Source organism: Streptomyces sp. NPDC104581 (assembly GCF_055583685.1).
Genome location: NZ_JBVJNN010000003.1, coordinates 192,151 through 214,700, shown reverse-complemented (window position 1 = coordinate 214,700; position 22,550 = coordinate 192,151). Strand labels below are relative to the sequence as shown.

17 protein-coding genes and 1 riboswitch are annotated in these 22,550 nt (G+C 73.2%); of the genes, 9 read left to right on the top strand and 8 right to left on the bottom strand.

From position 1 onward, the window contains the following. Positions 1–36: 36 nt before the first annotated feature. From ACZ61E_RS04225 to ACZ61E_RS04215, 3 genes are read right to left on the bottom strand one after another with little or no spacing between them, the layout of a single operon-like run. Positions 37–1,254 (bottom strand): VWA domain-containing protein, encoded by a 1,218-nt coding sequence (locus tag ACZ61E_RS04225; RefSeq protein WP_469697397.1) that lies wholly within the window; start codon positions 1,252–1,254, stop codon positions 37–39. Positions 1,255–1,268: 14 nt separating this feature from the next. Continuing rightward, the gene (locus ACZ61E_RS04220) at positions 1,269–3,740 is read right to left on the bottom strand and encodes a DUF5682 family protein (RefSeq protein WP_469697396.1); all 2,472 of its coding nucleotides are present in this window, start codon (positions 3,738–3,740) and stop codon (positions 1,269–1,271) included. After that, positions 3,737–4,873, bottom strand: a complete 1,137-nt coding sequence (locus tag ACZ61E_RS04215) for an ATP-binding protein (RefSeq protein WP_469697395.1) — start codon at positions 4,871–4,873, stop codon at positions 3,737–3,739. Before ACZ61E_RS04215 ends, ACZ61E_RS04220 begins: the two co-directional genes overlap by 4 nt. Before the next feature lie 118 nt (positions 4,874–4,991). Between ACZ61E_RS04215 and ACZ61E_RS04210 the strand changes: the two genes are divergently transcribed. Further along, positions 4,992–6,371, top strand: coding sequence for an SWIM zinc finger family protein (locus tag ACZ61E_RS04210; RefSeq protein WP_469697393.1), 1,380 nt, complete (start codon positions 4,992–4,994; stop codon positions 6,369–6,371). Positions 6,372–6,567: 196 nt separating this feature from the next. After that, on the top strand, positions 6,568–8,226 hold the full coding sequence (locus ACZ61E_RS04205; protein ID WP_469697391.1) for a DUF5691 domain-containing protein: 1,659 nt from the start codon (positions 6,568–6,570) through the stop codon (positions 8,224–8,226). A 58-nt stretch (positions 8,227–8,284) separates the two neighbouring features. On the opposite strand, the gene ACZ61E_RS04200 is transcribed toward ACZ61E_RS04205, so the two are convergent. Further along, the gene (locus tag ACZ61E_RS04200; protein ID WP_469697389.1) at positions 8,285–8,698 is read right to left on the bottom strand and encodes a cobalamin B12-binding domain-containing protein; all 414 of its coding nucleotides are present in this window, start codon (positions 8,696–8,698) and stop codon (positions 8,285–8,287) included. A 228-nt stretch (positions 8,699–8,926) separates the two neighbouring features. On the opposite strand from ACZ61E_RS04200, the gene ACZ61E_RS04195 reads away from it, so the two are divergent. After that, complete coding sequence (locus ACZ61E_RS04195) at positions 8,927–9,838, top strand: esterase/lipase family protein (RefSeq protein WP_469697387.1); 912 nt, start codon at positions 8,927–8,929, stop codon at positions 9,836–9,838. A gap of 296 nt (positions 9,839–10,134) precedes the next feature. Then, positions 10,135–11,733: a M23 family metallopeptidase gene (locus ACZ61E_RS04190; protein ID WP_469697386.1), complete on the top strand. Its 1,599-nt coding sequence runs from the start codon at positions 10,135–10,137 to the stop codon at positions 11,731–11,733. A 108-nt stretch (positions 11,734–11,841) separates the two neighbouring features. Here the strand turns inward: ACZ61E_RS04190 and pcrA are convergent, their stop codons facing one another. Then, entirely contained in the window at positions 11,842–14,325 is a 2,484-nt protein-coding gene (gene pcrA, locus ACZ61E_RS04185) for a DNA helicase PcrA (protein ID WP_469697384.1), read from the bottom strand. A gap of 192 nt (positions 14,326–14,517) precedes the next feature. Continuing rightward, a riboswitch (cyclic di-AMP (ydaO/yuaA leader) is annotated at positions 14,518–14,678 on the top strand. Between pcrA and ACZ61E_RS04180 the strand changes: the two genes are divergently transcribed. From ACZ61E_RS04180 to ACZ61E_RS04170, 3 genes are all read left to right on the top strand, one after another. After that, entirely contained in the window at positions 14,677–15,846 is a 1,170-nt protein-coding gene (locus tag ACZ61E_RS04180) for a C40 family peptidase (protein WP_469697382.1), read from the top strand. It overlaps the preceding riboswitch by 2 nt. A 660-nt stretch (positions 15,847–16,506) precedes the next feature. Beyond that, positions 16,507–17,565, top strand: coding sequence for a C40 family peptidase (locus tag ACZ61E_RS04175; RefSeq protein ID WP_469697380.1), 1,059 nt, complete (start codon positions 16,507–16,509; stop codon positions 17,563–17,565). Between the two features lie 267 nt (positions 17,566–17,832). Beyond that, on the top strand, positions 17,833–18,216 hold the full coding sequence (locus ACZ61E_RS04170; protein WP_469697378.1) for a hypothetical protein: 384 nt from the start codon (positions 17,833–17,835) through the stop codon (positions 18,214–18,216). A gap of 61 nt (positions 18,217–18,277) precedes the next feature. On the opposite strand, the gene ACZ61E_RS04165 is transcribed toward ACZ61E_RS04170, so the two are convergent. Beyond that, complete coding sequence (locus tag ACZ61E_RS04165; protein WP_469697376.1) at positions 18,278–19,000, bottom strand: LuxR C-terminal-related transcriptional regulator; 723 nt, start codon at positions 18,998–19,000, stop codon at positions 18,278–18,280. Further along, positions 18,997–20,364 (bottom strand): PspC domain-containing protein, encoded by a 1,368-nt coding sequence (locus ACZ61E_RS04160; RefSeq protein WP_469697374.1) that lies wholly within the window; start codon positions 20,362–20,364, stop codon positions 18,997–18,999. Before ACZ61E_RS04160 ends, ACZ61E_RS04165 begins: the two co-directional genes overlap by 4 nt. A 166-nt stretch (positions 20,365–20,530) precedes the next feature. Between ACZ61E_RS04160 and ACZ61E_RS04155 the strand changes: the two genes are divergently transcribed. Together ACZ61E_RS04155 and ACZ61E_RS04150 are read left to right on the top strand one after the other, a co-directional pair. Then, complete coding sequence (locus ACZ61E_RS04155) at positions 20,531–21,838, top strand: PspC domain-containing protein (RefSeq protein ID WP_469697372.1); 1,308 nt, start codon at positions 20,531–20,533, stop codon at positions 21,836–21,838. Continuing rightward, complete coding sequence (locus ACZ61E_RS04150; RefSeq protein WP_469697371.1) at positions 21,825–22,088, top strand: hypothetical protein; 264 nt, start codon at positions 21,825–21,827, stop codon at positions 22,086–22,088. The genes ACZ61E_RS04155 and ACZ61E_RS04150 overlap by 14 nt, the downstream gene beginning before the upstream one ends. Here the strand turns inward: ACZ61E_RS04150 and ACZ61E_RS04145 are convergent. After that, positions 21,995–22,513, bottom strand: a complete 519-nt coding sequence (locus tag ACZ61E_RS04145) for a DoxX family membrane protein (protein ID WP_469697370.1) — start codon at positions 22,511–22,513, stop codon at positions 21,995–21,997. The genes ACZ61E_RS04150 and ACZ61E_RS04145 overlap by 94 nt on opposite strands. Positions 22,514–22,550 lie beyond the last annotated feature (37 nt).

Below are 22,550 nucleotides of genomic sequence, written 5' to 3'. Positions count from 1 at the left end.
ACAGACACATGGATGCCCGGGGTGTCGAGACGCTCCCTAGGTCGTGGTGTCCGGTATCGGGAGGGGGCGCTTCTCGATCGCCGCCGCCATCACCTCCGGGAACAGGTCGGGGGTGCAGGCGAAGGCCGGGGCGCCGAGTGCGGCGAGGGCCGCCGCGTGATCACGGTCGTAGGCGGGCGCGCCCTCGTCGGACAGCGCGAGCAGCGCCACGAACTCCGTGCCCGACGCCTTCATCGCGGCGACCCGCTTCAGCATCCCGTCGCGGATCCCGCCCTCGTACAGGTCGCTGATCAGGACGACGACGGTGTCGGCGGGCCGGGTGATCCGCGACTGGCAGTAGGCGAGCGCCCTGTTGATGTCCGTGCCGCCGCCGAGCTGGGTGCCGAACAGGACGTCGACGGGGTCGGCCAGTTGGTCGGTGAGGTCGACGACCGCGGTGTCGAAGACGACGAGGCGGGTGGAGATCGAGCGCATCGAGGCGAGGACGGCGCCGAACACGGAGGCGTAGACGACGGACGCCGCCATCGAGCCCGACTGGTCGACGCAGAGGACGACCTCCTTCTTCACGGACTGTGAGGCACGGCCGTATCCGATGAGGCGTTCGGGGACGACCGTGCCGTACTCCGGCAGGTAGTTCTTGAGGTTCGCGCGGATCGTGCGGTCCCAGTCGATGTCCCGGTGGCGCGGCCGGCTGATGCGCGCGGAACGGTCGAGGGCGCCGGTGAGCGTGGCGCGGGTACGGGTGGCGAGCCGCTTCTCGATGTCCTCGACGACCTTGCGGACGACGGCGCGCGCCGTCTCCTTGGTCGTCTCGGGCATGGCCTTGTTGAGTGACAGGAGCGTGCCGACGAGATGGACGTCCGCCTCGACCGCCTCCAGCATCTCCGGTTCGAGCAGGAGCGTGGAGAGGCCGAGCCGCTGGATCGCGTCGCGCTGCATGACCTGGACGACGGAGCTGGGGAAGTAGGTACGGATGTCGCCGAGCCAGCGGGCGACGGAGGGGGCGGAAGCGCCGAGCCCCGCGGAGCGGTTGCCGGTGCTCCTCCTGGCCGTGCCGGTGTCCCCGCCTCCGTACAGGGCGGTCAACGCGCCGTCCATCGCCGCGTCCTGGCCGGTGAGCGCGCGTCCGGTGCCGTCGGCCGCGTCGCCGCCGAGCACCAGCCGCCAGCGCCGCAGCCGCTCGTCGGCCGCGTCGTCAGCGGTGCCGTTCGCGCCGGTCCCGCCGTTCGTGCCGTTCGTGCCGTTCGTTGTCATCGGGCCGTTCGTTGTCATCGGGCCGCCCCCGCGAGGTCGTTGTCGTCGTCGTGCTCAGGGCCGGGCGGCGGAAGCTCCCGGGGTGCCCCTGCGCCGAGGAGGAGGCGCACGACCGGGAGGACCGCGTCCGCGCGGGTCTCGTCGACACCCGCTCCGAAGCCGGGGATTCCCGCCTCGGCGCGGTCGGTCCGCGCGCCGTCTCCCGCCGGTCCGCGCCGGAGCAGCTCGCCGAGCGTGCGGCGCACTCCCGGTTCGTACGCGGAGAACGTACGGCGCAGCAGGGGCAGTACGTCGGTGAAGGAGCCGTCCGGCACCCCGGTCAGCCAGGTGTCCACCAGGCCGAGCAGCCGTTCGTCGTGGACCAGGAGCATCCCGCCGCCGGACGCGCCTCCGACGAAGCCCTCGATCCAGGCCGCCGCGTCGGCGGGCGGTGCGGCGGGCGACAGGGCGAGGCCCATGAGCCGCGCGGCCTCGTCCTCGGGGAGGCGCCCGTCGTCCAGGAGCAGCCGGGTGGCTCGGCCCCGGAGGACACCGGGCACGGTGTCCCGCGCGGCCAGTTTGCGCAGCACGGCGCCCCAGCGGCCGGCCAGGTCCCCGGCGGGGCGGCCGGGGACGTCGGGCAGCAGGCGGATCGCGGTGTGGACGCCGTCGAGATGGCCTCTCATCCCGGCGGCGCCGTCGGCGTCGAGGCCGGCGCACGCGGGCGGCAGTCCGACGCAGATCCGCTCGGCGAGACCGGCGGCGACTTCGCCGAGCGCCGCCGTGTCGGTGGACCGTACGTCTCCGTAGCGCAGCGAGCGGGCGAGTGCGGGCAGGGCCTGGGCGAGGTGGGCGACGTCCGCGTCCAGCGCGGCCCGGTCGGCGAGGGCCCTCATCACCACGGGCAGGGCGTCGGTCAGTTCGGCCAGGAGGCACTGCTCGGCCAGGGCCGTGACGTCGGCGAGCGCGGTCGCCGACACCGCCCGGGACTCGGCTTTGGCGGTGGCCGCCGAGAGGACGGTGGTGCCCCAGACCCCGGCCTCGGCGACCCGTACGTACAGCTCGGGCTCCCAGCGCAGCCGCCAGCTCTCGCGGAAGGTGCCCGTGCTGCCGCGGCCGGAGGCCGGTTCGCCCCAGCCGATGTTCAGCAGCCGCAGCCGGTGCAGCATCCTGCTGCGGCTGGCGTCGGTCTCCTTGCGGAGGTCGAGGTCGAGCTCGCGCTCCAGCGCCTCCGGTTTCAGCCGCAGTGCGCGCTGGAGCCGGGTCAGGTCGCGCTGCAACGGCACGGCGGGGGCGGAGTCGGGCACCTCGCCGAGGACCTCCCCGACGACGAGCCGGTCCCTGATGAGTCCGAGCGGTACGTCGGACCCGTCGCACATGACGGCACGGACGGCGTCGGTCGTCTCGGTCAGTCCGGCGAGGGGCCGGCCACGCAGGGTGGCCAGGGTCTCGGCGAGCCGCACGGCCTCGATGACATGGGCGGAGGAGACGGGCCTGTCCTCCTCGCGCAGCAGACCGGCGACCTTGGTCATCCAGCGTTCCACGGGGCGGTCGGGCGCGCCGAAGAGGTGGCCGTACCAGCCCGGGGAGTCGATGCCCGCGCCGTATCCGCTGTGTCTGGCCAGCCGGTGGTGGGTCCACGGCACCCAGGTCATCTCGGACTTGACCTTGGGCAGTCCCTTGAGGAGGGCCCGGTCGGCGGTGGCCGTGGTCCTCGCGCCGAGTGCGGGCACGTGCCACGCCCCGCAGACGACGGCGACCCGGTCGTCGCCGAACTCCTTGCGCGCGGCGCGGAGTTGGATCCGCATGTACGCCTCGCGGACCAGGTCGCGGCGGTGCCCGCCGTCCCCGTACTCCTCACGCAGGGCTGTCATCGCCTCGGCGACGGCGGCGAACGGCGCGAACGGGTCGGTGGCGGCGCCGCGGTGTTCCACGACGTCCTCCCACCAGCGCTCGGCGTCGTCGTAGCCGGCGGCCTCGGCCAGGACGGCGAGCGGATCGATGCGCAGGGCCCGTGCGGGGGCGTCGGGGCCGGGGACGGCCAGCGGGCCGGGACCGGTCCCGTCGTCCGGCGTTCCGTCCCCGTCGGAGTCGCTGTCGGTTTCGGTGAGCGCCAGGGAGTGCGTCGCGGGGAGGTCGATGAAGCGCACCGGGACACCGCGGGCGAGCGCCCAGCGGATCGCGACCCACTCCGGGGAGAACTCGGCCAGCGGCCAGAACGCCGCGCGTCCCGGATCGTCCACGGCGTGGGCGAGCAGCGCGACCGGCGGGCGCATCCCGGGGTCGTCCGCGAGCGGCACCAGCGCGTCGCCCTCGGGCGGTCCCTCGATCAGGACGGCCGACGGCCCGGCCGCGTCGAGCGCCGCCTGTACGGCGCGGGCCGAACCGGGCCCGTGGTGCCGGACTCCGAGCAGCAGCGGGCCGCTCCCGGCAGGCCGCGCGGGGGCCGGCCGGTCCGCCGGGGCCGTGGCGGGCGGCGTGTCCGTGTCCCGGACCGGCGTCGTCACGCGCCGGCCTCTCGGCAGGCGCGGTAGAAGTCCTTCCAGCCGTCCCGCTCGCGCACGACCGTTTCCACGTACTCCTGCCAGATCACCCGGTCCGCCGCCGGGTCGCGGACGACGGCGCCGAGGATGCCCGACGCGACGTCGCCGGGGCGCAGGACGCCGTCGCCGAAGTGCGCGGCGAGCGCGAGGCCGTTGGTGACGACGGAGATCGCCTCGGCCGTGGAGAGCGTCCCGGAGGGGGACTTGATCTTCGTACGCCCGTCGGCCGTGACGCCGTCGCGCAGTTCGCGGAAGACCGTGACGACGCGTCGGATCTCGGCGATGCCTTCGAGGCCGCCCGGCAGATCCAGCGAGCGCCCGATCTGGTCGACGCGCCGCGAGACGATGTCGACCTCCGCCTCGGCGGTGGCCGGCAGGGGCAGGACCACGGTGTTGAACCGGCGGCGCAGGGCGCTCGACAGTTCGTTGATCCCCCGGTCGCGGTCGTTGGCCGTGGCGATCACGTTGAACCCGCGCACCGCCTGGATCTCCTGCCCCAGCTCCGGAACCGGCAGTGTCTTCTCGGACAGGATGGTGATGAGCGAGTCCTGCACGTCGGCCGGGATGCGCGTCAGCTCCTCGATCCTGGCGGTCATGCCCTCGGCCATGGCCCGCATGACGGGACTGGACACGAGCGCGTCCCGGCTGGGGCCGTGGGCGAGCAGCTGCGCGTAGTTCCACCCGTACCGGATGGCCTCCTCCGGCGTGCCCGCCGTGCCCTGCACCAGCAGCGTCGAGTCACCGCTGACGGCCGCGGCCAGATGCTCGGAGACCCACGTCTTCGCGGTGCCGGGAACGCCGAGGAGCAGCAGCGCCCGGTCGGTGGCGAGTGTGGTGACGGCGACCTCGATGATCCTGCGCGGGCCCACGTACTTCGGGGTGACCACCGTGCCGTCGGGGAGTGTCCCGCCCAGGAGATACGTCGCGACCGCCCACGGCGAGAGCCGCCACCGGGCCGGCCGGGGCCGGTCGTCGGCGGCGGCGAGCGCCTTCAGTTCGCCGGCGAACGCGTCCTCGGCGTGCGGTCGCAGGACCTCGGCGCCGGCGGCCTCGCCGACCGTCCCGTCGGTCGTCGCACTCGTCTCGGGCATGGTCATGGATCCCCCTCCAGATCGTTCGACCGGGTGTGGGACCCACCGTGCACCATGCCACTGACAATCGAGCGTTTCCGCAGGTCGGAGCCGATTGTCAGTGGGGCGGCCTAACGTCGTGGGCATGGATGAAGCGGGGGTGCGCTGGACGGTGGAACAGGTGCTGGCGCTGGCGCCTGACGCCGCGTCACGCAAGGCGGGCGCCAGGCTCAGCGAGGCCGGGCCGTGGTCGGACACGGGCAGCAGCGGTGAGGGGGCCGTCTGGGGACTGTGCAAGGGGAGCGGGAAGAAGCCGTATCGGACGGTCATAGATACGAAGGGCCCGGCGTACACGTGCAGTTGCCCGAGCCGGAAGTTCCCGTGCAAGCACGCCCTGGGTCTGCTGCTGCTCTGGGCGGACGACGGGACACCGGCCGTCAGGCAGGTCGAGGACGCCGAGGACGGGGCCGTTCCCGACTGGGCGCAGGAGTGGCTGGGGGGCCGCCGGGAGCGGGCCCACGCCAAGGAGCGGAAGGCGGAGGACGAAGCGGGCGGGGCCGCCGGGCAGGCCGACCCGGAGGCGGCGAGGCGCCGGGCGGAGCGCAGGGCGGCCCGGATCACGGGCGGGGCGCGGGAGTTGGAGCAGCGGCTGGCGGATCTGCTGCGCGGGGGCCTGGCGGCGGCCGAGCGGTCGGGCTACGGGCTGTGGGAGGAGACCGCCGCCCGCATGGTGGACGCCCAGGCGCCCGGACTGGCCGCGCGGGTGCGGGAGTTGGGCGCGATCCCCGGTTCGGGGGCGGGCTGGCCGGTGCGGCTCCTCGAAGAGTCGGCGCTGCTGCGGCTGCTGGTCGTGGCCTGGCTGGGGATCGACCGGCTGCCCGCGCCGCTGGCGACGACGGTCCGTACGCGGGTCGGTCTCCCCTCCCCCGCCGACGGCACGCCGGTCAAGGACCGCTGGCTGGTCCTCTCGCAGTACGACAGGCCGGACGGCAGGATCACCACACGCCGGATCTGGCTGTACGGACGGGAGTCGGGGCGTACGGCACTGGTGCTGGGGTTCGGCGCCGCCGGGCGTTCTCCGCAGCCGGCGCTGCCTGTCGGCCGGGTGATCGAGGCCGAGCTGACCCCGCACGCGGGGGCGGGGCAGTTGCGGGCCGACCTGGGCGAGGAGACGGGCATCGGGGAGCCGGGCGGGCCGCCGCCACCGGGCGGCACGATCACGGCGGCGGTGGAGGCGTACGGCACGGCGCTGCGGGACGATCCATGGCTGGATTCCTGGCCGGTGACCCTCACCGACGTCGTCGCCGTCCCCGCCGGGGACACGGGCAAGGGCGAGTGGCAGCTCGCCGACGCGGGCGGGGAGTCGGCCCTGCCGGTCGCGCCCCTGTCGTGGTCCGGTCTGTGGAGACTCGTCGCGCTGACCGGCGGCGGACCGGTCACGGTCTTCGGTGAGTGCGGCCACCGCGGATTCACACCGCTCGCCGCGTGGTCCGCGGACTCCCCCGAAGCGGTCGGGCTGACATGACCGGCCGTCGCCGTCCGGTCCGTCCCCGGCCGCGAGCGCTCGGCATGGGCGCCGGAGGGGCCGGGTCCGCGCCGTCCGGCGGCCGAGGCCCGGAACGGCCCACGAGCAGCGCACCCCGGCCGGCGCCCCGAGCCGGAATCACCGGGTCCGGCCGTCCCCGCGGCCGACCCCCTGTCCCTGTGTACGGAGGCACCCGATGACCGGCACCACCCTCTGGGAAGAACTCGTCACCTCGGCCCTGCTCGGCACCGACCGGCGCACCCCGCCGGCGGACGTCATGGCTCCCGGGCAGGACGCGCCCGGCGCGCTGCTCGACGCCGCCGCGCTCCACACGCTGCGCCGCCGGGCGGGTCTGCTGCCGGCGCGCGCCGCGGCCCGGCCGGACCCCGCGCCGCACGACGACCGCCGCGAGCTGCCCGGGCCCGCCCGCAGGCGGCTCACCCAACTGCTGGCCGACCGCACGGCCCCCGCCGGCACGGGCCGCGGTCGCGGTACGGCCCCTGATCTCACCGAGCTGCTCCCGCAGTGGCTCACGACCGCGAACGAACAGGGCTACCGTGCCCCGGCCGCCGCGCTGCCCGCGCTGCTCGACGCCGCGCGCGGGCGCAACGACCTGCGTCCGCACGCCCTGGCGTTCGCCGGCCCGCGGGGGCTCTGGCTCGCCCGCCTCAACCCGGACTGGAAGTTCGCGCTGCGCGGCGCGTCCGGCGGCGCCGTCCTGCCCGGCGCCGGAGACACCGAGGCCGTGCGGCGGCTCTGGGAGCAGGGGCTGTTCGCCGAGCGCGTGGCCCTGCTGGCGGCCGTACGCGCGCGGGACGCGAACGCGGCGCGGGCGCTGCTGGCCACGACCTGGCCGACGGAGCGCGCCGAGGACCGGCTGATGTTCCTCGACTCGCTGCGCGCCGGACTGTCCGGCCTCGACGAACCCTTCCTTGAGGAGGCGCTCTCGGACCGCAGCCGCAACGTCCGCGCGACCGCGGCGGAGTTGCTGTCCGCGCTGCCGAACTCCGCGCTGGCCGCGCGGATGGCGGCGCGGGCGGCCACCTGTGTGAGCCTGGACCGCACCGGCGGCCCCACGGGGCCTACCGTCGTCGTCGAGGCGCCGCACGAGTGCGACGCGGACATGCAGCGCGACGGGGTGAGCCCGACACCGCCCAGCGGCCGGGGCGAACGGTCCTGGTGGCTGGGCCAGTTGGTGGAGGCGACGCCTCTGTCGCTCTGGCCGGAGCGGCTCGGCGACCGTACTCCCGAGGAGATCGTGGCGCTCCCGGTCCTCGACGGCTGGACGGACGAGTTGCACGCGGCCTGGTGCCGCGCCGCCGTCCGGCAGCGAGACCCCTACTGGGCCCGCGCCCTGCTGGGCCCGCCGGCCGCGTCCCCGGCCACCGGGCCGGGCACGTCGTCGCTCGCGGAGCGGGCGAAGCTGCTCGCCACCCTGTCCGCGGCCGAACGGGCCGACTGGGTGGCCGGGTTCATAGCGGCGCACGGCCTCTCGGAGGCGTTCCAGCTCCTCGGGGTCTGCGCGGTGCCGTGGTCCGGACCGCTGGGCCGCGCGGTGGTCGACGCGCTCGACATCGCACGGGACGGCGGCAGTTACCCGTGGAGCTTCAGCGGGGTGATGGGCCTGGCGGAGCGCTGTCTGAACCCGGCGGAGGCGTCCCGTCTGGAGATACTCACCGCGACCCCGGACGAACCGGAGGGCGCGTCGCCGGGGGCGGGCGGCTACTGGTCGGAGGCGTTCCAGCGCCTGGTCTCCACGCTGCGGCTGCGCGCCGCGATGCTGTCCGAACTGACGGCCGGTGCCGAGACCGAGGCGGACGGCTCGACGGGGACGGACGGCCCGTCAGGCGGCTGAGGACCCGGCGCGCCCCGGCCACCGCACCACGCGCCCGCCCCTCCGCCACCCCCTCGCGCTACGTCCCCGCGGGCTGCCGGACATTCGCGTTCACCCAGTCGACGATCGATGTCGTCGTCGCACCGGGTGTGAAGATCTCCGCCACGCCCTTCGCCTTGAGGGGCGCGATGTCGGCCTCCGGGATGATGCCGCCGCCGAAGACCTTGATGTCCAGCGCGTCGTGCTGGTCGAGCAGATCGATGACCTTCGCGAACAGCGTGTTGTGCGCGCCGGACAGGATCGACAGGCCGATCGCGTCGGCGTCCTCCTGGAGCGCGGTGTCCACGATCTGCTCGGGCGTCTGGTGCAGCCCGGTGTAGATGACCTCCATACCGGCGTCCCGCAACGCCCGCGCGATGACCTTGGCCCCGCGATCGTGGCCGTCGAGACCCGGTTTCGCCACCACCACTCGGATCGGACCGGTCACACCCATCACTGCCTCCACATACCGACTTCGTCGTCATTGGCACGGGTCCCCGTACCGGCGAGGGACGGAGAGGTGAACGAACGTTATCTCCAGCATCTCTCACGCGGCTGTTTCGCGGTGGCCGGGGAGGGGGAAATCACACCTTGGGACATGTTCACTCTGCGTCGTGCCGGCCCCACCCGGCACGGGAGCCGCAAGGGAGCCGCTTCCCGTGTGGCGTAGGGAGGTAGGTCAATGAAGATCCCGCCTTTCTCCGAGCTTTTCTCGCCCTTTCCGTCCGTGGTGCGGCGGCCCGGGGCCTGGGAGCTGCCCGTCACACTCCTGCGGGCCTCGGCCCTTGAGCTGGCGATCCTCGCCGGGCACCTGGTCCTCTATCCGGGTGGTATCGCCAAGGAGCGGCCCGCCCCCGAGCTGCCCCCCGGGGCGGCGGCACTTCCCACGGAGGGCCGCGCACGGCCGCCGGTCCTGCTCCTGCACGGTTTCGTGGACAACCGCTCCGTCTTCGTCCTGCTGCGCCGTTCACTGGCCAGGCACGGCTGGCGGCATCTCGAATCCCTCAATTTCTCGCCGCTGACCAGCGACATCCGGCTCGCCGCCGAGGTGCTGGGCCGGCACATCGAGGAGATCTGCGCCCGTACGGGGCACCGCGAGGTCGACATCGTCGGCCACAGCCTCGGTGGCCTGATCGCCCGGTACTACGTACAGCGACTGAACGGTGACGCGAAGGTACGGACCCTGGTCACCATGGGCACCCCGCACGCCGGCACGGCCGCCGTCCCGCTCGCGAGCGCGCACCCCGTCGTCCGGCAGATGCGCCCCGGCTCGGACCTGATCGAGGAGCTGCGGCAGCCGGCGCCCGGCTGCCGGACCCGGTTCGTCAGCTTCTGGAGCGATCTCGACCAGGTCATGTCGCCGGTGGGCGCGGCCCGCGTCGAGCACCCCGACCTCGTCGCGGAGAACGTGGGCGTGACCGGTATCGGCCATCTCGCGCTGCCGGTCCATCCGGCCGTCGCCGCCGGGATCCGTTATGTCCTGGAGCACGACGGCGACGACGACCTCGCGGGCCTCATCGAGTCCGCCGAATGGGCGGGGAGCGGCGCGGAGGGCACGGAGGACCAGACCGGCGGGGCGATACCGGTGGCGTGACGGCGTAAACGCGTACGTCGAAATTTGGTTGCGCCCACGCCCGATTCGATGTCGGTTCGACACCTCACCGACACCGTAGAAATCGAACAAACCTCGAACGTAGTACCAAAGCTGCGCCCGCAGTTCGCCGAAAGACGGCCGAATGCCCGTTTCCAGAGCGCCCGGAAGCCGCCGAAGATTGTCGCCGTCGCATACCGCCGGGTACAGTCGCGGCCACTGCTTTCCCTTCTGGGTCCCACCGTCCGTCAAGGCGGCCCCAGGAGCCTGGTCCTGCTGCCGAGGCGAGAGAGAAGTTGGTGAACGACCAGCACCCCCACGCCGGATACGCCGCCCATGACGGCTACTCCACAGGCAGCTTCGACAGTGACCCGCTCTTCGGCGCGCTTCCGGGCACGAGCCCGGTGGGCACGGTCACTTACGAGACGGACCACAGCGGTCAGTACGACTCGGCGCAGTGGAACGCGGGTTACGAGGGCTACGACCCTTACCCGGCACAGGCACAGGCGCCCCAGGCCCCGTACGAGGCGTACGACACCTACGCGGCGGTGCCGCAGCAGCAGTCCCACCAGACACAGCAGTCGTACGACGCGACGGGCCAGTGGGACGCCAACGCCTGGAACGAGGCGAGCCAGGCGGCCGGTTACGGATACGACCAGACCGACCAGTGGGCGCAGCCCGTCGCCGACACCGGCGCCTATGACGCCACCGCCTGGAACGCGGCGGAACCGGCGGCCCAGCCGGACGCCCCCTTCCAGGCCGATACGCACACGGCCGCGTACTACGGCGACACCGCCGTGTACGACTCCCACGCGTCGGCGGCCTACGAGGCGCACGAAGCGGCTTACGAGCCCGCCCCCCACGAGTCGGCCGCCTACGGCCTCGATGTCGAGCAGCAGCACGAACTCGCGTACGGCCAGGCGGAGTTCACGCAGGCCGAGTACGCGCCCGCCGAGTACGAGAGCGGCCACGAGCACGACTACGACACGCCCGGTCCGGAACCTGAACAGGTGTCGGAATCGGATTCGGCCCCCGAGTGGGACCACTCCGAGCACGTGGACCACCCGCACACGGACCATCTCGTCGGGGCCGCGGCAGGCGCCGCCGGTGCCGCCGCGGTGATCACCCCCCGCCCGGTCCGCAGGGCGGCCGGCGGCAGTCGCGGCAGGCGCCGTACACCGGCGAAGCGTTCGGCCCTGCTGAGCGTCGCCGTCCCCTCCGCCTGTGTCATGGGTGTCGCCGGTATCGCCGCCGCGTCGGTCGGCGGACTCGGCGCCGAGGACCCCAAGAACGACTCGACCGCGGTCACCGCGTCGGACGCGACAGCGGTCAAGCCCGCCGCGGTCAACAACAAGCTCGACACCCAACTCGCCGCTCTCGACGCCGACGCGCGTGACTTCGGGGACCGCGCCAGCCGCACCCAGGAGCGCATCGACCTCAAGGAACGCCAGGCGGCGGAGAAGAAGAAGCGCGAGGAAGAGGCCGCGGCCCGCGAGGCCGCCCGCCCCAAGTTCGCCATCCCCGTCGCGAATCACGCCCTCAGCGCCTACTACGGCCAGGCCGGTGTCAACTGGATGTCGATGCACACGGGCATCGACTTCCCCGTCTCGTACGGCACCCCGGTGATGGCCGCGACGGACGGCACCGTCCGGACGCAGTGGAACGGCGCCTACGGCAACATGGCGATCGTGACCGCCCCCGACGGCACCGAGACCTGGTACTGCCACCTCAGCAGCACGAAGATCCGCTCCGGAACGGTCAAGGCCGGGGACGAGATCGCGTACTCCGGGAACTCGGGCAACTCCACCGGCCCGCACCTGCACTTCGAGGTACGGCCGGGCGGCGGCTCCGCGATCGACCCGCTGACCTGGTTCCGCAGCCACGGACTGGAACTGTAGACGGCCCCGTCCGCGTTCGACCCGCGCCACTTCCCACCCGGCGCCGGGCGGCGGGCCCGTCGGCCCGCCGCATCCCTCCGCCCGTGCGTCCCGCGCCCGCGACGACCGTTACAGCTTGTCGACCGGCGCGTACCGCAGCAGCAGCCGCTTCGGCTTCGAGTCGCCGAAGTCGATCGTCGCCTGCGCGTCGGCGCCGGACCCCGTGACCGCGACGACCGTCCCGAGCCCGAACTGGTCGTGTGTGACCCTGTCCCCCACCGCGAGCGAGATGACCGGCTTCTCGGTCGCGCGCCGCGTGGCGAAACCGGCGGGGCCCGACCGGGAGCGGGACGTGGACAGCGAGGACGTGATCCCCGACGTCGGCCCGGCGGGGGCGGCCATCGGGCCGGTGCGCTTCCACGCCAGATGCTCGCCCGGAATCTCCTCCAGGAAGCGCGACGGCGGATTGTACGAGGGCTGGCCCCACGCGCTGCGCATCGACGACCGGGTCAGATAGAGCCGCTCGCGGGCGCGTGTGATGCCGACGTACGCCAGCCTGCGCTCCTCCTCAAGCTCCTTCGCCTGGCCGAGCGCGCGCATGTGCGGGAAGACGCCGTCCTCCATGCCCGTCAGGAAGACGACGGGGAATTCCAGACCCTTGGCGGTGTGCAGCGTCATCAGTGTGATGACTCCGGAGCCGTCCTCCTCCTCGTCGGGGATCTGGTCGGAGTCGGCGACCAGCGCGACCCTCTCCAGGAATTCGGCGAGCGTCCCGGACGGGGCCGCGGCGGGCGCGTCGGCACCGGCGTCCGCACCGGTGTCCGCACCGGCCGCCTGCGCCCGCTCCTGCTCGAACTCCAGCGCCACGGCGGCGAGTTCCTGCAAGTTCTCGATCCGCGTCTCGTCCTGCGGGTCCGTCGACGCCTGCAACTCCGCCAGATAGCCGGTCCGTTCCAGCACGGCCTCCAGGACCGTCGCCGGACCGGCGCCGGACTCCACGACCGTACGCAACTCCTCCATCAGCGTGTTGAAGCGCTTCACCGCGTTCGACGAGCGGGCCGCCATGCCGTACGCCTCGTCGACCCGGCGCAGCGCCTGCGCGAAGGAGATCTTCTCCCGCACCGAGAGCGCGTCGATCATCGCCTCGGCCCGGTCGCCGATGCCGCGCTTGGGCACGTTCAGGATCCGGCGCAGCGGGACGCCGTCCTCCGGATTGGCGAGCACACGCAGATAGGCCAGCACGTCGCGGACCTCCTTGCGCTCGTAGAAGCGCACACCGCCGACGACCTTGTACGGCAGGCCGACGCGGATGAAGATCTCCTCGAAGACACGCGACTGCGCGTTCGTCCGGTAGAAGACGGCGACGTCGCCCGCCCTGGCCTCGGACGCGTCCGTCATCCGGTCGATCTCGTCGGCGACGAACTGCGCCTCGTCGTGCTCGGTGTCCGCCACGTACCCGGTGATCAGGGCGCCCGCTCCCGCGTTCGTCCACAGATTCTTGGGCCGCCGGCTCTCGTTGCGCTCGATGACCGCGTTGGCCGCGCTGAGGATCGTCTGCGTGGAGCGGTAGTTCTGCTCCAGCAGGATCGTCGTCGCGTCCGGGTAGTCCTCCTCGAACTGGAGGATGTTGCGGATCGTGGCACCGCGGAACGCGTAGATGGACTGGTCCGCGTCGCCGACGACGCACAATTCGGCCGGGTCCTGCCCCTCGCCCGAGAGGCCGACCAGTTCCCGCACCAGGGTGTACTGCGCGTGGTTGGTGTCCTGGTACTCGTCCACCAGGACGTGGCGGAAGCGGCGGCGGTAGTGCTCGGCGACGTCCGGGAACGCCTGGAGCAGATGGACCGTCGTCATGATGATGTCGTCGAAGTCCAGCGCGTTGGCCTCGCGCAGCCGCGCCTGGTACATCCGGTACGCCTCGGCGAGCGTCTTCTCGAAGGGGTCCGTGGCCTGGCCGGCGAAGGTCTCCTCGTCGATCAGCTCGTTCTTCAGATTCGAGATCTTGGCACTGAACGCCTTCGGGGGGTGCCGCTTGGGGTCCAGGTCGAGATCGCGGCAGACCAGGGCCATGAGCCGCTTGGAGTCGGCCGCGTCGTAGATCGAGAACGAGGACGTGAAGCCGAGCCGCTTCGACTCCCGGCGCAGGATACGCACGCAGGCGCTGTGGAACGTCATCACCCACATGGCGTTGGCGCGCGGTCCGACGAGCTGTCCGACGCGCTCCTTCATCTCGCCCGCGGCCTTGTTGGTGAACGTGATCGCCAGTATCTCGCCCGGATGCACACTGCGGGTCCCCAGCAGATGCGCGATCCGGTGCGTCAGCACCCGGGTCTTGCCGGAGCCCGCCCCGGCCACGATGAGCAGCGGTGACCCGGTGTGCACGACGGCGGCGCGCTGCTCGTCGTTCAGCCCTTCGAGCAGCGCCGCCGGGTCCACGACCGTGCGCGGCGCGCCGTCTCGGTGGTACGCATCCCTGGGCGGGGGCACGTCGAACTTCCCTCCGAAGAGATCGTCGGGCACCTGTTCCGGAGCGGTGTCCTCGGGTGGCGGCGGGGGCTCCTCGGCCGAGGGCTGGAGGTCCGCCAGGAAGCTGTCGTCAAAGAGGCTGCTCATCGCTTCCTGAGTCTAGGGTGCCGCACTGACAGCCCGCCGCCACATGGCCTCGCGGGGTCACCGCCGAGTGCGTGCGGCAAAGGTCACGGAAATGTATCGGGCATATCGGCCACCAACCTTCACAGCGGCACCACGAATTGGCTAGCGTGCACGCCGAGGCCGTCCGTACTCCACCGGCGATCAGCGCCAAGCGGGCTGCCTGCGCCGAATCCGGGCTTCCCGAAGGGGGTCCGGAACCGGGGACCCACCATGTTCCACCGGGGTGAATCGGGCCGTGTTCCCGGCCCGTAGGGCAGCCTTCCGTTCCGCCCGAACCCGACAGCTAACCCGGTAGGCGGTCCACGGAAGGAGATGCCTGCCTTGGCATCGCACCGCAAATCGCGCGGCCGTACCGGCGTGCGCGCGAACACACCGGCCGTCGGTTTCACGACGGCCGCCCTCGCCTCGGTCACGCTGCTGTCGACGCAGAGCGCCACCGCCGCGCCCGCGGAGCCCAAGCCCTCCATAGAAGAGGTGCAGAAGAAGGTCGACGACCTGTACCGGCAGGCCGGTACGGCGACGCAGCAGTACAACAAGGCGAAGGAGGCGACCGACACGCAGCGCAGGTCGGTCGACCGGGTCCTGGACGATGTCGCCAAGAGCGCCGAGAAGGTCAACGAGGCGCGGCGCGCCCTCGGTACGTACGCGGCGGCGCAGTACCGCGCCGGTGCGGTCGGCCCCACGGCCGCACTGATGTTCGCGGACAGCCCGGAGTCGTACTTCGAGCAGACCCAGCTGATGGGCCGGCTGACCGACCGCCAGCAGGAGGCCGTCGAGGACTTCCAGAAGGAGCAGCGGTCCGCGGCCGAGCAGCGCGTCGAGGCGACGAAGGGCCTGGAGGCGCTGACGGAGTCGCAGGCGTCCCTCAAGGCCGGCAAGCAGAAGGTCCAGAACAAGCTCGCGGCGGCGCGTTCGCTGCTGTCGGACCTCACGGCCGAGGAGAAGGCGCGGCTCGCCGCGCTGGAGCGGAAGAAGGAGGAAGAGGCGCGCCGCAAGGCCGAGGCGAAGGCCAAGGAGGAGGCCGCGGAGCGCAGGCGTCAGGAAGAGGCGCGGCAGCGGGAGGCGCCCGCGACCGGAGGCGGCGCGGACACGGGCTCGGGCGGCGGTTCGGGTGTCACGGACGGTACGTACGCGGCCAAGGCCGAGAAGGTCCTCGCGTTCGCCCGCGCGCAGATCGGCAAGCCGTACGTGTGGGGCGCCACCGGCCCCAGCTCCTACGACTGCTCGGGTCTGACGGGCGCCGCGTGGAAGGAGGCGGGCGTCCAGCTGCCGCGTACGACCTGGGACCAGGTGAAGGTCGGCACGCGCGTCGCCACGGCGGACCTGCTCCCCGGCGACCTGGTGTTCTTCTACGACGACATCAGCCACGTCGGCATCTACCAGGGCGACGGCAAGATGATCCACGCGCCGAAGCCGGGGGCGAACGTGCGTGAGGAGTCCATCTACACGATGCCGATCTACGGCAGCGTGCGCCCGGCCTGAGCCGCCCGCCGGGGTGGCGGCTCGGCGCCCGGCCGTCCGGGGGAAAGGCGGCGGCGCCCGGCCGTCGTCCCCGGAGGGGACGTCACGGGCGGCGTCCCCTCGACGCCATGCACACGAGCGGTCCACACCCCACGCGCGGTGATCACCGAGAGCGGGCCGGTGGCGCCATGCCGTCGGGCTCGCGGTCCGGGCGTACCGGCGAGGCGCCCCCCTGGCCGCCATGAGACCCGGTGCCGACGCCCCTGAGCGCGGCGGGGGCGCGGCGACGGTGCGCCCACCGGGTCGTCCTCGCCGTCCGCCCGGACGGGCGGGCACCGCGCCGCCGTCCACCTCGCGCACGACCTGCCGGCTGCCGCGAGCGTCGCCCGGCAGCCGCCCGGCAGCGGCCGGGCGACGTGGGCCCGACCCCTCCGGTCCGGGCCCGCGCCCCGGCCTCCGTACCACCGCTCGTACGCCGCGCGTACCGGTGTCGTCGGATCGGTCAGGTTCTGTCCGGGACTGTCGAATCCGGTGGGAAACCGGTGGCCACAATCCGTCACCGAGCAACCGGCTCCGGGCAATTGCGGCCATGGCGCCGCGCTGCCGTGACGACCGCGCCTAGCGTCCTCCCGTCAGGAACCCGCACGGAACAGAGCCGGAACGAAGGATGTGGACGCCCCCGTGGCAGCGCACCGCCGACCCCGATCGAAGCACCGGCCGTTCAGCGGCCCGTACGGCCGTACGGCGGCCACTCTCGCCCTCGCGGGGGCCGCGACGGCCACCGGGCTCGAAGGCTCCGCACACGCCGAACCGCGCCTCACACCGGCTCAGGTGAAGGCGAAGGCCGACAGGCTCCACCACGAGGCGGAGGCCGCCACCGAGAAGTACAACGGGGCGAAGGAGAGGGCGGACGACGCGCGGACCGCGCTGGACAGGCTGCGCGACGAGGCCGCCCGGCGGACGGAACGGCTCAACGCCTCGCGCAACGCGCTCGGTTCGATCGCCACCGCCCAGTACCGCGCGGGCGGTCTGGACCCCGCCGTACAGCTCGCCCTCAGCTCCGACCCCGACGGTTATCTGCGCGGGGCGGAACTCGCCGAACGGGCCGGCTTCCAGCAGGCCGGGGCCGTCAGCAGGATGCGCGCGCAGCTCGTGGACATCGGCCACCTCCGTAAGAAGGCCGATGGAAAGCTCACCGACCTGAAGAGTCGTCAGGCCGAGCTGGCCTCGCACAAGTCGACCGTGCGCGGGAAGCTCGCCGACGCCCGGAAGCTCCTCGACCGGCTCACCGCCGACGAGCGCGCGCGGTACGAGGGGGGCGCCGGGGCGGGCGCCCCGCGCGCCGACCGCTCGCGCCCCGGCGCCGCCACCGCGGGCGTGGCCGCGCCCAACGCCCGCGCCGCCGCCGCGATCGCCTACGCGCGCGGAGCGATCGGCAAGCCCTACGTGTGGGGCGCGACGGGCCCCGACGGGTTCGACTGCTCCGGGCTGACCCAGGCCGCCTGGCGGTCGGCCGGAGTCGCCCTCCCCCGCACCACGTACACGCAGATCAACGCGGGCCGGCGGGTCTCCCGCTCCCAGCTCGCCCCGGGCGACCTGGTGTTCTTCTACTCGGGGATCTCGCACGTCGGGCTCTATGTCGGCGGCGGACAGATGATCCACGCCCCTCGGCCGGGCGCCGGTGTGCGGTTGGCCCCGATCGACCAGATGCCGTTCGCGGGCGCCGCCCGCCCCGCCTAGGGCCTGTCGTGTCATCGAACCGGCGCCGTCCGCCCGAGGGGCGGGTCCCACGGCGTCCGGTGCGTGCGCTCGCCAGGCGGGGGATCGCCCTCGTACCGGGCGTACTCGGGCGGCTCACGGCAACGCGGCGGGGCCGCGTGCCAGGCACCGTGTGCCGGACGCCGCGTGCCGGACACCGGCCCGAAGACAGTCCTGGGGGTGCCCGTGAGGCGCCCACCCGGCCCAGGCGCGGATGCCGTGCCGCGCCCGCCGCACGACGATGACGCCATGGGACACGCAAGGGCCCGCGCGGCGGCGCTCACTCTCGGCGCGGCACTCGTCCTCGCACCGGTCGGCGTCACCCCCGACGGCTGCGGCGACCTCTCCGGCGGCCGGCTCTGCGTCGAGGGCCCGGTGGGCGGCCGGGGGACTTTCACGACCCGCTACGTGCGGCACGACACGGAGAGCGGCCACCCGCCGACCGTCCGACTCGGTTACCAGCGCAAGGACGCGCGGATCACCGCGTTCCCCGGCTGGTTCGGCGTCCTCCGTACGGAGGGCGGCTCGGCCGCGCTGACCGGCACGCTCGACACGGAGCCCGGCGAATGCGTCCGGGGGCTGCTGCACCACGACGGCCGGGAGTACGTCACCGAGTGGCTCTGCCGGGACTGAACGCCCCCGCCGGCGCCGCGGCCGGAACCCCCTGCGACCCCCGCCTTCCGACGAGGCGGAGTCACACCAGCCTGCGCGCCGTGGCCCACCGGGTCAGTTCGTGCCGGTTGGAGAGCTGGAGCTTGCGCAGCACCGCCGAGACGTGCGACTCGACCGTCTTCACCGAGATGAACAGCTGCTTCGCGATCTCCTTGTAGGCGTACCCGCGGGCGATCAGCCGCAGCACCTCGCGCTCGCGCTGGGTGAGGCGGTCCATGTCCTCGTCCACCGGCGGCGCGTCCGTCGAGGCGAACGCGTCGAGGACGAAGCCCGCCAGCCTCGGCGAGAAGACCGCGTCGCCGTCCTGGACCCGGAAGACCGAGTCCACCAGGTCCGTACCGGTGATCGTCTTGGTGACATAGCCGCGCGCACCGCCGCGGATCACACCGATCACGTCCTCCGCGGCGTCGGACACCGACAGCGCCAGGAAACGCACCGGGTCCTCGGCCGCCGCCATCAGCGGCGCGCAGCGGCGCAGGACCTCCACGCCGCCGCCGCCGGGAAGGTGCACGTCGAGCAGGACGACCTCGGGGCGGGTGGCGGTGATGACCGAGACGGCCTGGTCGACGTCGGCGGCCTCGCCGACGACCTCCACGCCCGTGGTCGCGGTCTGCCCGATCTCGGCCTGGACACCGGTGCGGAACATCCGGTGGTCGTCGACCAGCACCACCCGCACCCGCCTGCCCCCGGGCTCTCCCCCGCCGCCGTCGCCACCCGTGCCGGTCGTCCCGCTGGTGTCGGTCATGCCTCCGCCGCCCTCTCCATCTCAAGCTCCACTTCCGTGCCCCCGTCGGGCGCCGAACGGACCCGCGCCGTACCGCCGTTGCGTTCCATCCGGCCGAAGATCGACTCCCGTACGCCCATCCTGTCGTCGGGCACCGCGTCCGGATCGAACCCGGGCCCGCGGTCCCGTACGGAGACGAAGACCATCCGGCCCTCGACCTCCGCGTAGACCTGCACCGCGCCGCCCTCGCCACCGTACTTGGCGGCGTTGACCATCGCCTCGCGTGCCGCCTGCATCTGTGCGGCCAGTTTCTCGTCGAGCGGGCAGTCGCCGACCACCACGACCTCGATCGGCACGCCGTGGTAGTCCTCCACCTCGGCGGCGGTCGCCTTCACTGCCTCGGCGAGGGTGTCGGGCTCGTTCTCCTCGTCCTTGCCGGTGCCTTCGGGCTTGTAGAGCCAGGCGCGCAGCTCGCGCTCCTGCGCGCGGGCGAGCCGCCGGACCTCGCCGCCGTCGTCCGCGTTGCGCTGGATCAGCGTGAGCGTGTGCAGGACGGAGTCGTGGACGTGCGCGGCGACCTCGGCGCGTTCCTGGGCGCGGATGCGCATCAGGCGCTCGTCGGACAGGTCCTGGGTCATCCGTACGAGCCAGGGGCCGCCGAGCAGCGCGACTCCGGCCACGACGGCGATGGCCGCGGTGAGGACGTTGCCGAGCTGGGCCGCCGAGCCGCGTACGACCATGAAGACGGTCAGGCCCATGCCGACGAGGGCGACACCGGCGAGCCCGCGCGCGATCTGGAAGACCCTGCGGCGCCTGCTGTCGGTCGAGAGCGAGGCCCACTGGGCGCGGCGGGCGTTGTCCGCCTGGCGCCAGACCAGGACGACACCGGCGCCGATGAGCAGCGTCGGCCAGATGTAGTTGCCCGCGCCGCCGCGCCCCAGGTCGGCGCTTGCGACGAAGACGGTGCCGACGACGAAGAGGGCGATGATCGCGAAGGTCTGTCCCCGGTCGGGTTTACGGAGCCTTCGCCGTCCGTCGCCCGTCGTCTCGAAGAGCGGGCGCGTCTCGGTGGGGGTGCCGCCCACACCGAGCGGTACGACGATCCAGAAGATGGCGTACAGCAGCGCCCCGAGCCCCTGCGCCAGGAACAGGGCGAGGAAGACGAGCCGCACCCAGCCGACCGGCAGTCCCAGATGGCCCGCGAGCCCGCGGGCGACGCCGCCCAGCAGTCTGCCGTCCGCGCTGCGGTAGAGCTTGCGCAGGGGCTGGTCGTCGGCCCCCGGCGCCGTCCCCGACGCCCGGCTCCGGCTCCGGGGCGCGCCCGAGGGCCCCGCGCCCGGGGACGACGGGGAAGACGGGGGCGGGGTTGGCGTGGCGACCGGCATGCCACTGATGGTCACACGGCGGTGCGGGCCCTGGCATCAGGGCTGCGCCCTGAGAGCGGCCCCGAGAACGCCCCTGACGCCAGCCGGCCGGCCCCGGCCGAATATCAGGGGCGGGCCAGGGTCGGTGCGGGTGGAGACCGGGCGGGCGGGCGGTCACCATGGAGCCATGACTCGGTCCGCCCCGCACACCTCGACCCAGCCGCCGCAGCCCCGGCCCCCTCAGCTGGTGCGCGCGCCGCGGCAGAAGGTCGTGGCGGGCGTCTGCGGCGGGCTGGGGCGGTACTGCGACCTGGACCCGGTCATCTTCCGGATCGTGATCGTCGTGCTCACGCTGACCGGTGGCATCGGGCTGATCTTCTACGGCTTCGCCTGGCTGCTCGTCCCGCTCGACGGTGAGGTCGAGAACGAGCTGCGGCGGCTGCTGTCGGGCCGCGTCGACGGCGCGTCCCTGATCGCCGTGCTGCTCGCGCTCGTGGGCTGCGGCCTGTTCCTGTCGATGCTCAACAACGGCGAGACGCTCGGTTTCGCCACGCTGCTGTCGATCGCCGTGATCGGCGCGGCGGTCTGGTCGCAGCGGCGGTACACGACCGCCCAGGAGGGCGGCCCGCTCGATCCGGGTACGGCGGCGGCGGTGGCCGAGGCACCCCCGGAGACGAAGGCTCCGCCGACGCCGGGCAGTCCGTCGTGGTGGCGCGACCCGATCGTCAAGGACGGTACGACGGGGCCGTCACCGTCCGGGTATCTCTGGGGCCCGGACGACGAGGCCGACGACGCGGGGCGCGGCTCCGGGCGCCGGGGCGCGGGCAGGCGTAAGTCGTCCGGGGGCCCGTGCGGTCGGCAGGGTCCGCGCGGGATCGGCGGGCGGATCTTCCTGCTGGCGCTGCTCGCGGGCGGTCTCGCGCTGCGGCTGTCGTGGGACACCCGTCCGCTCGGTACGAGCCTTCAGACCGGCCTCGCCGTCGCGCTGGGTGTCTTCGGTCTCGGGCTCGCGGTGAGCGCCTTCCTGGGACGTACGGGCTTCGGCACGATCTTCCTGACCGTCGTGACCGCGGGTCTGCTGGCGGGCTCGTCGGCCGTCCCGAAGGACATCGGCACGGAGTGGGTCCGCAAGACCTGGAGCCCGGCGGCGGTCGCGTCGGTGGCGCCGGCGTACGAACTGGGCACCGGGGTGGGGAAGCTCGACCTGACCGCCGTGGACGTCCCGGCGGGCGGCACCCTCCGTACGAAGGCGGAGGTCGGCGCCGGACAGCTGAAGGTCGTGGTGCCGCGCGACGTGACGCTGAGGGTCCACGCGGAGGCGGGGCTCGGCGACATCCGGCTCCCCGGTGAGCCGCCGAACGACATCGACCTCTCACCGGCACAGGAGCGGACGCGTACGGTGGCCCCGCCCAAGGGCGTGAAGCCGGCGGGCACACTGGACCTCCGGCTGGAGGTCGGTGTCGGACAGGTGGAGGTGACCCGTGCCGCTGCATGAGTTCAAGCCGGGCAAGCTGGTGGCCGGCCTGGTCGTGATGGGCGCGGCCACCGTCTTCGCCGGTGACGCGGAGGGCTGGTGGGACGCCCCCTGGTACGTGATGGTGCCGATCATCTGTGGCGGCCTGTCCCTGGCAGCCGTGGTGTCGCTGGCGGACTACCGCATCCGGCGCCGTCTGTCGGCCAGGGCCGCGTCCAGGGAGAGGACCGACGCGCCCGCGAGTACGAGCGGCAGCCAGGCCATGAGGTAGGCGAGGTCGTTGCCGTAGTAGTAGGGCTCCGACTGCCAGCTCACTGTCAGCCACAGGCTCAGTGAGATCAGCGCGCCGCCGAGCGCCGCGAGCCGGGCCAGCAGCCCGGCGAGGGTGCCGAGGCCGACGGCCACTTCGCCGATGCCGATGGCGTAGCCGAAACCCTCGGGGTTCTTGAGGGAGAGGTCGACGAGCGCGGGAACGGCGGAGCTGTCCCGCACGCTTCTCATCAGCTCGCCGACGGAGCCGGGCCCGGTCGCCGACATGAAGGCGCTGTCGGTGAGTTTGTCGAGTCCCGCGTAGATGAAGGTCACTCCGAGGAAGATCCGCAGCGGCACCAGGGCGTACCTGGTCGCCGTGGCCTTCCAGCCCTGCCGCTCACCGTCGGTCGTCCCGAAGGTGTCTGTCCGGTATCCGTGCGCCATCGCGCGCCCGCCCTTTCCGCCGCCCACGTCGCTCGCA

Excerpts from the sequence above, each read along its gene's own strand:
- ACZ61E_RS04225 (WP_469697397.1), bottom strand. The coding sequence starts at position 1,254 with ATGACAACGAACGGCACGAACGGCACGAACGGCGGGACCGGCGCGAAC.
- ACZ61E_RS04215 (WP_469697395.1), bottom strand. The coding sequence starts at position 4,873 with ATGACCATGCCCGAGACGAGTGCGACGACCGACGGGACGGTCGGCGAG.
- ACZ61E_RS04210 (WP_469697393.1), top strand. The coding sequence starts at position 4,992 with ATGGATGAAGCGGGGGTGCGCTGGACGGTGGAACAGGTGCTGGCGCTG.
- ACZ61E_RS04205 (WP_469697391.1), top strand. The coding sequence starts at position 6,568 with ATGACCGGCACCACCCTCTGGGAAGAACTCGTCACCTCGGCCCTGCTC.
- ACZ61E_RS04200 (WP_469697389.1), bottom strand. The coding sequence starts at position 8,698 with ATGGGTGTGACCGGTCCGATCCGAGTGGTGGTGGCGAAACCGGGTCTC.
- ACZ61E_RS04195 (WP_469697387.1), top strand. The coding sequence starts at position 8,927 with ATGAAGATCCCGCCTTTCTCCGAGCTTTTCTCGCCCTTTCCGTCCGTG.
- pcrA (WP_469697384.1), bottom strand. The coding sequence starts at position 14,325 with ATGAGCAGCCTCTTTGACGACAGCTTCCTGGCGGACCTCCAGCCCTCG.
- ACZ61E_RS04180 (WP_469697382.1), top strand. The coding sequence starts at position 14,677 with ATGCCTGCCTTGGCATCGCACCGCAAATCGCGCGGCCGTACCGGCGTG.
- ACZ61E_RS04170 (WP_469697378.1), top strand. The coding sequence starts at position 17,833 with ATGGGACACGCAAGGGCCCGCGCGGCGGCGCTCACTCTCGGCGCGGCA.
- ACZ61E_RS04165 (WP_469697376.1), bottom strand. The coding sequence starts at position 19,000 with ATGACCGACACCAGCGGGACGACCGGCACGGGTGGCGACGGCGGCGGG.
- ACZ61E_RS04160 (WP_469697374.1), bottom strand. The coding sequence starts at position 20,364 with ATGCCGGTCGCCACGCCAACCCCGCCCCCGTCTTCCCCGTCGTCCCCG.
- ACZ61E_RS04155 (WP_469697372.1), top strand. The coding sequence starts at position 20,531 with ATGACTCGGTCCGCCCCGCACACCTCGACCCAGCCGCCGCAGCCCCGG.
- ACZ61E_RS04145 (WP_469697370.1), bottom strand. The coding sequence starts at position 22,513 with ATGGCGCACGGATACCGGACAGACACCTTCGGGACGACCGACGGTGAG.